This is a genomic window from Okeania sp. SIO2C2 (assembly GCF_010692625.1).
Classification (GTDB): domain Bacteria; phylum Cyanobacteriota; class Cyanobacteriia; order Cyanobacteriales; family Microcoleaceae; genus Okeania; species Okeania hirsuta.
The window spans coordinates 21,211-30,335 of sequence record NZ_JAAHGM010000075.1 but is presented as its reverse complement, the minus strand read 5'-3'; the positions used below and the strand labels follow the sequence as shown (position 1 = coordinate 30,335).

At 40.7% G+C, this 9,125-nt stretch carries 6 protein-coding genes; 5 read left to right on the top strand and 1 reads right to left on the bottom strand.

From position 1 onward, the window contains the following. Positions 1-250: 250 nt before the first annotated feature. The gene (locus F6K18_RS31625; RefSeq protein ID WP_353735234.1) at positions 251-352 is read right to left on the bottom strand and encodes a hypothetical protein; all 102 of its coding nucleotides are present in this window, start codon (positions 350-352) and stop codon (positions 251-253) included. A 273-nt stretch (positions 353-625) separates the two neighbouring features. Here F6K18_RS31625 and rimI point away from each other — a divergent pair, with 273 nt between their 5' ends. From rimI to F6K18_RS31600, 5 genes are all read left to right on the top strand, one after another. Next, positions 626-1,252, top strand: coding sequence for a ribosomal protein S18-alanine N-acetyltransferase (gene rimI / locus F6K18_RS31620; protein WP_287526858.1), 627 nt, complete (start codon positions 626-628; stop codon positions 1,250-1,252). A 1,319-nt stretch (positions 1,253-2,571) separates the two neighbouring features. Beyond that, positions 2,572-5,040 (top strand): ATP-dependent Clp protease ATP-binding subunit, encoded by a 2,469-nt coding sequence (locus F6K18_RS31615; protein WP_287526856.1) that lies wholly within the window; start codon positions 2,572-2,574, stop codon positions 5,038-5,040. A gap of 669 nt (positions 5,041-5,709) precedes the next feature. Beyond that, on the top strand, positions 5,710-6,969 hold the full coding sequence (gene kynU / locus F6K18_RS31610) for a kynureninase (RefSeq protein ID WP_287526854.1): 1,260 nt from the start codon (positions 5,710-5,712) through the stop codon (positions 6,967-6,969). A 175-nt stretch (positions 6,970-7,144) separates the two neighbouring features. After that, entirely contained in the window at positions 7,145-8,338 is a 1,194-nt protein-coding gene (locus tag F6K18_RS31605; protein ID WP_353735235.1) for an indoleamine 2,3-dioxygenase, read from the top strand. Between the two features lie 179 nt (positions 8,339-8,517). After that, positions 8,518-9,024 (top strand): DNA-binding protein, encoded by a 507-nt coding sequence (locus tag F6K18_RS31600; protein ID WP_124145544.1) that lies wholly within the window; start codon positions 8,518-8,520, stop codon positions 9,022-9,024. The last annotated feature ends 101 nt before the right edge of the window (positions 9,025-9,125 follow it).

The window sequence follows — 9,125 nt, the reverse complement described above, 5'->3', positions numbered from 1 at the left end:
CCCTTGTTTTGACAATGGTATTTGTCTTGAGGCGTTAGCGGAGCTTTGCGTCAGCAATCGCTACATTTTTTCAAAGCGACCGCTCTATTGGCCATACGCTATATATAGTGTCTTTGCGTAAGTCCTGTAAATAATTAATAATTAAATAATTCGCGCCTTGAAGCATCCCCTTTTAAGGTGAAAAAAAAGAGAATATTCCTGATATTCAATTCCGTAACGGTTAAAACCCGAGGTAATTATCCATTATCCATTAATGAACTGTATGCGCTCCACAATTTGGACAAATTTGACTGGTATATTTGTAGTCTACCTGGCCTAAATCAGCCCCTCTTTTCCAGCATACCCAAGCCAATATATTGAATATCTAACCTAACCCTGCATCTCTTTGATGATGGCAATCTGTTTTTCAGAGGAGATTAACTTAAATGTGTAGGTTAGTTTGAGCATACTTCTATTGTATCATAATTCTATCTCAATGGAATGCTTATTGTTTGTTTGGTCGCGATTCATCTCCCGGTAAATTGGAGATTATACTGGGACTCCTCTGGCTCCATTTCAGATAGAAGTTATTTCAATTTGTCAATTTTTGATTAATTTTTGATATAGAATTTAGACTTTTGTAAGTATGGCAATTATTACGATTCAACCAATGAGTCCAAAGCATATTTCTAGCGTGGTTGAATTGGATCGACTCTGCTTTGGTGGACTCTGGAATTTTCAAGGTTATCAGCAAGAACTAGAAAGTCCTAACAGTGATTTGCTAATTTTAGTAATTAGCCAAATGAATGAAGAGATGAAAAGGGAGGTAACCTTTAAATCTTCTAACTCTAAATCAGAGCTTATCAATCATCAGTCCATAATTGGCATAGGTTGTTTATGGGCTATTTTAGAGGAAGCACACATCACTATTCTCGGAATTCATCCCCACTACCAACGTCTGGGTTTAGGTCAGTTATTATTATACTCCTTAATGAGATCTGCTTGGGACAGAGAGTTAGAGAGAGCTACCCTAGAAGTTGCAGCTTCAAATACATCTGCATTGTCCCTTTATCACAAGTTTGGGTTTCAAGATGTGGGCCGTCGTCGAGGATATTATCAGCAAACTGGGGAAGATGCTCTTATTCTCTGGCGTGGTCATCTGGATGACCCAGAATATGAGCAAACTTTGTCCCAATGGCATAGACAAGCGATCGCTCGTCTGAGTGGCTATGAAGTAAGGTGGGAAAAGTTAGAATCGGTTATTGGTAATTAGCGATCGCTCAACTCAAATAGCTTGATTCTCTTAAGTTGATTTTTTTTATAGACTTTTTTGCCTGCATTTTAAATTGATTGTATGGGATTCTAGGTAGAATCTGTAAAAAATATAAAAAGTCTAAAATCATCACCCAATATTACCTTTTTTTAAGATTTTTTCTGATACATTCCAAATAGAAAAACTACATTATTACCAAAGATTTACTTGGCTGAAATGGATCATTGTTACCCATAAAACTTGGGTGCATCTCTATATATCTATATCTATATATATGTGCAAAAATACTTTTTTCCTATCCCCTGCTACCTGTTCCCTAAAAGTGATAAATTTTTGGCTTGATTCAAAATTGAGATGAACCCTAAAAGTTTATAATTTCTTAAAATAAACAAACATATTGAATCGTCTTTATATAGAAACCTGAGCTATACTTTAGAAACTAAATAAAATTATATTGTTGGCTATAAAAACGTAACCTTCAATACAATTAATGGAAGATAGGAGAAAGTATATAACGTTAAACCGTCTATAACGAAACTATAGCTGTTGCTAAACAACATAAAAAAATCGCCAATAAACGAAAAGATTTTTACTTTAAAAATGCCAACGAACTACTATCAAAACATGAAGTTGTTGCTGATGAAAACTTAGACATTAAACGGCTAGTCCAAACCAGATTGAGTAAATCAATTAACGATGTTGGATGGGGTCAATTCCTGACTATTCTTGCTGTCAAAGCCTTACTTTAGGTCGTCCGCAGGACTTAAATACTAGGCTGTGAATCCAAATGGCACAAGTCAAGATTGCTCTAATTCATTTTGGAGAAAAAGTTCCGAAAAAATTGTCGGATAGGATTCATTCTTGTCCTCATTGCGACACTGTTTGATGCAGAGGCCAAAACGTCGCAATAATTAGGGCTTGCTGAAAAAGTCTTTTTTAAGGAGTAGGGGAGCGGGGGAGTAGGGGAGTAGGGGAGTAGGGGAGTAGGGGAGTAGGGGAGAATTTTTTGGCCCTACTATGCGCTAAAAATGCTAACTTTTTGAGCATGAAGAGCTGAAAACCATGTACTTTTTCAATACCTAAAAAGGCTAAAACCTTTATCTGGTAATTATTTGAGATTTAATCAGCAAACCCTAATTATAAAATACAGGGCGGTGGGGCATTCCGTCCTTAAAGTTCGTAGAGTCCGATGCAATGGCAGGACTGGGAAGCGAGAAGCTCACACTAAGCTGAGGCTATAGTTTGGGAGTATGTCACTATAAATGTCACGCTAGAATAACCGTAAGGGGAACTTTATAAATAATAGGAATTAATTAATTATGTTTGAACGCTTCACTGAAAAAGCAATCAAAGTGATAATGTTGGCCCAAGAAGAGGCTCGGCGCTTGGGACATAACTTTGTGGGGACGGAACAAATCCTCCTGGGTCTAATTGGAGAAGGCACAGGTGTGGCGGCCAAAGTTCTCAAATCTATGGGTGTTAATCTCAAGGACGCTAGGATTGAAGTAGAAAAGATAATTGGCCGTGGATCTGGATTTGTGGCTGTAGAAATTCCATTTACTCCTAGAGCTAAAAGGGTTTTAGAATTATCCTTGGAAGAAGCACGGCAATTAGGACATAACTATATTGGTACAGAGCATCTACTTCTGGGTTTAATTCGAGAAGGGGAAGGAGTAGCAGCAAGAGTTCTAGAAAACTTAGGGGTAGACCTCTCGAAGGTACGGACTCAGGTAATTCGGATGTTGGGTGAAACTGCAGAAGTAACTGCTGGTGGAGGCGGTGGAAGGACTAAAACTCCTACCCTGGATGAGTTTGGTTCTAATCTGACTCAAATGGCATCGGAAGGTAAGTTGGACCCAGTGGTGGGAAGGCAAAAGGAAATTGAACGGGTTATTCAAATTCTAGGTCGTAGAACAAAAAATAATCCTGTACTTATTGGAGAACCAGGGGTCGGAAAAACAGCGATCGCTGAAGGTCTGGCACAACGTATTGCTAATAATGATATACCAGATATTCTGGAAGAAAAGCGGGTAGTTACTCTGGACATTGGTCTATTGGTGGCTGGCACAAAATACCGAGGTGAGTTTGAGGAACGTCTGAAGAAAATTATGGATGAAATTCGCTCTGCGGGTAATGTCATCCTAGTTATAGATGAGGTTCATACTCTAATTGGAGCTGGTGCAGCAGAAGGGGCAATTGATGCAGCTAATATTTTGAAGCCTGCTTTGGCTCGTGGGGAGTTACAGTGCATAGGGGCAACTACCCTTGATGAGTATCGCAAACACATTGAACGAGATGCAGCACTCGAACGTCGTTTCCAACCAGTAATGGTGGGCGAACCTTCCGTTGAAGAAACAATTGAAATTTTATACGGTTTAAGGGAACGTTACGAACAACATCATAAATTAAAAATTTTGGATACAGCTCTAGAAGCTGCTGCTAAATTATCAGACCGCTATATTAGCGATCGCTATTTACCAGATAAAGCTATTGACTTGATTGATGAGGCAGGTTCCCGGGTTCGTTTGATTAATTCTCAACTTCCTCCTGCAGCTAAAGAATTGGATAAAGAGTTGCGTCAAATTCTCAAAGAAAAGGATGAGGCAGTACGCTCCCAAGATTTTGATAAGGCAGGAGAGTTGCGTGACCGGGAAATGGAAATTAAATCTGAAATTCGCTCCCTTGCTCAAACTAAAAAGACAGATTCCACTACTGAAAATGATTCTCCAGTGGTTAACGAAGAAGATATTGCTCATATTGTTGCAAGTTGGACGGGTGTTCCAGTTAGTAAACTCACAGAATCTGAATCTGAGAAATTACTACACATGGAAGATACTCTACACCAACGTTTGATTGGTCAGGAAGAAGCTGTCAGAGCAGTATCTCGTGCTATTCGTCGGGCAAGGGTAGGATTGAAAAACCCCAACCGACCAATTGCTAGCTTTATTTTCTCTGGACCTACTGGGGTTGGTAAGACAGAATTAACTAAGGCTTTGGCTACATATTTCTTCGGGTCAGAAGAAGCAATGATTCGGTTGGATATGTCCGAATACATGGAACGTCACACTGTTTCTAAGTTGATTGGTTCTCCTCCTGGTTATGTGGGTTATAACGAAGGTGGTCAGCTAACTGAAGCAGTTCGTCGTCGCCCTTATACTGTGGTGCTATTTGATGAAATTGAAAAAGCTCACCCTGATGTCTTTAATATGCTGTTGCAAATTTTGGAAGACGGACGTTTGACTGATGCTAAGGGTCGTACAGTAGATTTCAAGAATACCTTGATTATTATGACCTCCAATATCGGTTCTAAGGTAATCGAAAAAGGAGGCGGTGGTCTTGGTTTCGAGTTCTCCGATAATGAAGCAGATGCTCAATACAACCGAATTCGTAATTTGGTTAATGAAGAACTCAAACAATATTTCCGCCCAGAATTCCTCAACCGTCTGGATGAGATTATCGTCTTCCGTCAGTTGAATAAGGATGAGGTGAAGGAAATTGCTGTGATTATGTTGAAAGAAGTCTTTAGTCGTTTGACAGAAAAAGGCATCAAGCTAGAAATTACTGAACGCTTCCAAGAGCGGTTAGTTGAGGAAGGTTATAATCCCAGTTATGGAGCGCGTCCTTTACGTCGGGCAATTATGCGTTTGCTTGAGGATGTTTTGGCTGAGGAAATTCTTTCTGGTGCGGTTCGCGAGGGCGATACTGCTGTGGTTGATGTTGGAGAGGATGGTCAGATTAAGGTTACTCAAGGTGAAAAACGAGAGTTGTTGCCTCAAGGAGCTGAGTAGGATTTAGTTTCTTCTGGGAACGGAAGTTAATTTTTAATGGTAAGACGGCAGAGAGTTTAAGCTTTCTGCCGTTTTGAGGGAGTAGGGAGTCAGAATTTTTAAGGTTTTCAGTTCAAATTAATGATGATAAAAATTGTCAGAACCAATTTAGGATTGCTATGTAAATTATAGTAGAGTAGAAATTTAAGAGATGCGGTCGGTGAGAGCTACGCTCCCTTCGCCTTCGGCGTTAAACAACCGTGAATGCCTGTGGATAAGTAGGGCTTGCTGATTAAATATCAAAGCACTGACAGATATTGGTTTCAGCCTTTTTTTGCCTTTAAAAAGTGCGCCTGTTTCAGTCTAAAAAGCTCAAAAAGCTAGTATTTTAGGCGCATAGTTGGGCAAAAAAATTAAGGGACAAAACTTAGCTCCTGCCTCCTCGCTCATTCCCTTTTCTCCTGTCTCCTGTCTTCCCCTCCTGGGAGGGGTTGGGGGTGGGTTGTCTCCTGACTCCTACCCCCACCAAAAGACTTTTTCAGCAAACCCTAAGTAACCGCCGACGGCCTCAGTAGAAGCAAGGGACATTGCATGCAACGTCCGTACACATCAATTTTTCACGTTATGTGACGCTTTGTATCAGTTTTATGGATCAGCTAAATCAAATTTTTCGAGATGCCCAACTAGCCAATGATAGAATATAGACTGGAACAAGAATTTGCTGAACAAATGGATGCTAGAGATCCTCTCGCTTCCTTACGAAAAGAATTTTATATTCCCAAGGCTGCTTCTGGGGAAGAAAATATCTATTTCTGTGGTCATTCTCTAGGATTACAACCTGTAACTGTTCGAGAAAGCATCGAAAAGGTATTATATGATTGGGAAAAGCTGGGAATTGAAGGATACTTCTGCGGTACTCCTCGCTGGCTGGATTATAGTAAATCATTAAAGCCAAAAATGGCTGAAATTGTCGGCGCACTGGAGTCAGAAATAGCAATCATGAATACTCTGACCATGAACTTGCATCTGATGCTAGTCTCATTTTATCGACCTAGCCCAGAAAAATACAAAATTCTGATTGAAGCTAACGCCTTTCCTTCTCCTCGATATGCGCTCAAATCCCAGATTGAATTTCACGGTTACGATCCAGAAATTGCCTTGCTGGAAATTAAACCTCGTCAGGGCGAAACCTACATCAGAACCGAAGATATTGAAAACTTATTAGAGCAAGAAGGTAATTCAATTGCTTTAGTATTTCTAGGAGGAATAAACTATCTAACAGGACAGTTTTTCGAGATGAAAAAAATTACTGAGCAAGCACACCAATACGGTTGCTTGGTAGGATTCGATCTGGCTCATGCTGTTGGTAATGTTACCCTGGCTTTGCATGATTGGCAAGTAGATTTTGCTGTGTGGTGTAATTATAAATATATGAATAGTGGACCAGGGGCGGTCGGAGCTTGTTTCGTCCATGAAAAATATGCCCATCAGTTCAATTTACCCCGGTTTGCTGGTTGGTGGGGCAATAAAATTGAAACACGGTTGCAGATGAAACGAGATTTTGAACCGTCATCCGGTGCAGAAGGTTGGCAAATTAGTAATTCAGATGTTTTATCATTAGCATCCCTTTCAGTTTCTCTAGATATCTTTGCCAGGGTGGGAATGGCACAATTAGTAACTAAAAGTCGCCTGCTGACTGGCTATCTTGAATTCTTATTGAATAGTCTAGAAAACAAACCTTTATTGCTTACCCCTGCCAATCCTGAAGCTAGAGGATGTCAGTTATCGATTCAGATTAAAAATGCCGAGGGAAATTTGCTGGAAAAGTTAACAGAACGAGGAATATTATGCGACTGGCGCGAACCAAACACCCTTCGGATTGCACCTGTTCCCCTTTACAACCGCTATGCAGAAGTTTTTCAATTTGTGCAAGCTTTATCAGAATTATAAAGATTAAGAGTAGATAATAGCATTTTTAGGCTATTTAGGATAAACTATTGCCGATAATCTCTAAATCTTGTTCAATCCCATAAATCCTCTAATCTACTGTTTAAAGATGATTGATGCTCCCACAGTGACGTTGCACAATCAGGAATGATGAAATCCGAATATTTGATATTTTTGGATAACTCTTTCCTCCAATATATGTACAGTTGAAAATCTATTATCATTCTTTAATGTCAATGTCCACCCCCCCCCAAAAAAAGTTTACCAAATTGACCCCAGTCGTGGTTTTTTGCCATCAGAAGACCCCCTTGAATGCCTTCCCCAAGGCTTTGAAATATGGGAGCGCCTTGCGGCTCAAGTGCCGACACTTTTGATGACTAATAGACTCAGAGAAACTTTAGCAACCCTAACCATACCCGATATTTCTAGGTTAGAAAGCGATCGCCAGCTTCGACGAGCCATGCTCCTGCTGTCAATTTTCGGCAATGCTTATGTCTGGGGTGGCGCAAAACCTGCCACCACTATCCCACGGGCGATCGCCATTCCTTGGTGTCAGATTGCTGAAAAACTAAAGCGTCCCCCCATCACCGCTTACGCCTCAATAGTATTGGATAATTGGAGGAGAATAGATCGGAGCCAACCGTTAGATTTGAACAATTTAGCTCCCCTCCAGCTTTTTTGTGGTGGCATCGACGAACAGTGGTTTTACTTGGTAAGCATGGCAATAGAAGCCAAAGGTGCCCCTGCTTTAGCAGCCATAGTGGCAGCTCAAAAGGCAGTAGCTATGGGATGGATTGAGGGAATCAGACCACAACTGGCACAAATTGCTGCTGCTATTATCGAGATGCAGAGGGGATTAGAGCGGATGACTGAAAAATGTGACCCCTATATCTATTATCATCGCGTGCGCCCCTTTCTCGCAGGCTGGCCTGAAACTGGCGTGATTTATGAAGGAGTCAGTGATGTACCGCAAAAATTCGCTGGCGGTAGTGCGGCTCAAAGTTCCCTGGTACAGTCCCTTGACGCTGGTTTAGGAATACAACACGCAGGTAACACTCAATCGTTTTTGCAGGAGATGCACTCCTATATGCCCCCCAGGCACCGCCAGTTTATTGTCGCCATTTGGTCAGGACCATCTATCAAACAGTTTATAATCGACCACCAACAGAGTCAACCTGCTTTATGTGATTTATACAATCATTGCGTTGAGGAGCTAATGAACTTTAGAAAACAGCACTTGGCAATTGCTGCTCAATATATCCTCCAACAAGCTCCCAAAGAGCAGATGGGAACTGGTGGCACCAATTTTGTCCCTTTTCTCAAAAAAGTAGAAGCACAAACCAAAGCCAATCTAATCTCGAATGTGGTTTGATAGTAAATGGGGCGTTGCTGAATTAAGGGATAAATATAAATGGGATGGGCATCCTGCCCGCCCGAAAATATAAGGACTGGGCAAGATGCTCATTTCACAAAACTATTAAAATCATCCCGCATTTATGCAAAGCTGTAAATGGTTATCCAGTTCATCCTTTATATATTCCGAAACAGTTTATGAAAGATACAAATACTGAACCAGATAAAGTTGGTACAACAGAAGCAGCATTTCTTTTAAATATTTCTACTGCTAGACTCAGGTTACTTCTCAGGCAAGGTCGCCTCAAAGGAGCTAAAAAAGTCAAACGCTTCTGGATCATTCCCTTAAATAGTCGGGGAATGCCAGAAATTACTCCTGGTCGTCGAGGTCCTCAAGGAACTTGGAATAAAGGATTCCGTACAGGCAATACTTTTATCCATGTGCTGCGAAGAGAAATTGACTATAACCGAGACCACGGTACATCTCTTCCAGCAATTTCTGTCAAACAAGGAGGCAAAAACCATCGCTGCCACGAAGTAGAAATTCTGGGAAACTGCAAAATAGTCTATCGTCCTCATAAACCTAACAAAAGTCAAGCTGGTGGTGCCCGCCTGTGGATTGAGACAGAGCCTGATATTGAAATTATTCGCAAATTTTTCCGGGATGTAGAACTGCAAGAAGACAAACCTCAAGGCTTTGGTTAAGTTAGGGTCTGATTTTTAGATTCAACTAATTTTTATTTATACTATTAAATAGTGCTGTCGCGTTGTGGATGCGTAAGTTCTGATTTATTGTAATCTATTTG